This window comes from Streptococcus pluranimalium (assembly GCF_047785745.1).
In the GTDB taxonomy this organism is placed as follows: Bacteria; Bacillota; Bacilli; order Lactobacillales; family Streptococcaceae; genus Streptococcus; species Streptococcus pluranimalium_B.
Genome location: NZ_JBLOJT010000208.1, coordinates 1 through 949, shown reverse-complemented (window position 1 = coordinate 949; position 949 = coordinate 1). Strand labels below are relative to the sequence as shown.

The following is a 949-nucleotide window of genomic DNA, read 5'->3' as shown; positions in this document are numbered from 1 at the left end:
AGAAAAATATGAATGAAAAAGTTGAAGTGAAAGATCTAACTATTGCAGAATTGGATCAAGTGGTTGGAGGGATTCAGGTCACTTGGCATGATTATATGATGTTTTCTAAAGATATTTCGCCCAATCCGTGGAGAAAGTAAGATGTCAAGATCAAGATATTATTTCAGCATGATAGCCACGGTATCTATCATGCTTTTCCATTTATTGATTCCTGTTATATTAGACGAATTTTTAGAATTTCCGGGGTATTATTCCGATAGCTATTATCTCCTTTATTGTTTTTTGTTTGGTGTCGCTATTCTTTTGGCTTCTAGTCTTTTAAGGATTCATCAGGACGCTGTGAGTATTTGGCGAGTCCCTTTTGGTTTAAAAGATTGGGGCATTTTTATGGCCATTTTATCCGGGATAGCTTTTTTTATGATTCTTATTTTTCAATTTTGGGGCAGGGATACTGGCAACAGTCAAGCTGTCAATGATTTTCTCTATCAAAGTAGCGGGGTCTATTACCCTTACCTGTTTTTACTATTGTCCTGCCTTTTGGGACCGACTTTAGAAGAACTGCTTTATCGCGGCTTGCTTATGACCCCATTTTTAAATCGTCAAACCTATGGCCTTGATATGATCGCATCAGCAAGCCTTTTTTCACTGATTCATCTTTATCAGTATCCTTGGTCGGCAAATGCTTTTGTCATTTACTTTGTTTATGGTTTAGGTTTTGCAGGTATCTATCGCTTTTCAAAAAATATGAGGCTAGCCATTCTTGCCCACGTCAGTGTTAATACCCTATTATCTATGCCCTATATTTTATATCTATTGGAGGTCTAGCTGGTGACAAAGTATTTAGATAGTCATATGGATCATAAGAAAGTTGTTTCCTATTTAGTACCCCCTCTTATTTATTTAGGAGCGAGTCTTTTGATTACGATCTTAGGTCATCTTAAGTACCAAA

1 protein-coding gene is annotated in these 949 nt (G+C 36.6%); it reads left to right on the top strand.

Going from position 1 to position 949, the window contains the following annotated elements; all coding sequences use genetic code 11:
• The first annotated feature begins 141 nt into the window (after positions 1 to 141).
• Positions 142 to 825, top strand: a complete 684-nt coding sequence (locus ACMZ6U_RS10515) for a lysostaphin resistance A-like protein (protein ID WP_416108359.1) — start codon at positions 142 to 144, stop codon at positions 823 to 825.
• Positions 826 to 949 lie beyond the last annotated feature (124 nt).

Bases quoted from the DNA above. Each gene is read 5' to 3' on its own strand.
- ACMZ6U_RS10515 (WP_416108359.1), top strand. From the start codon at position 142: ATGTCAAGATCAAGATATTATTTCAGCATGATAGCCACGGTATCTATC.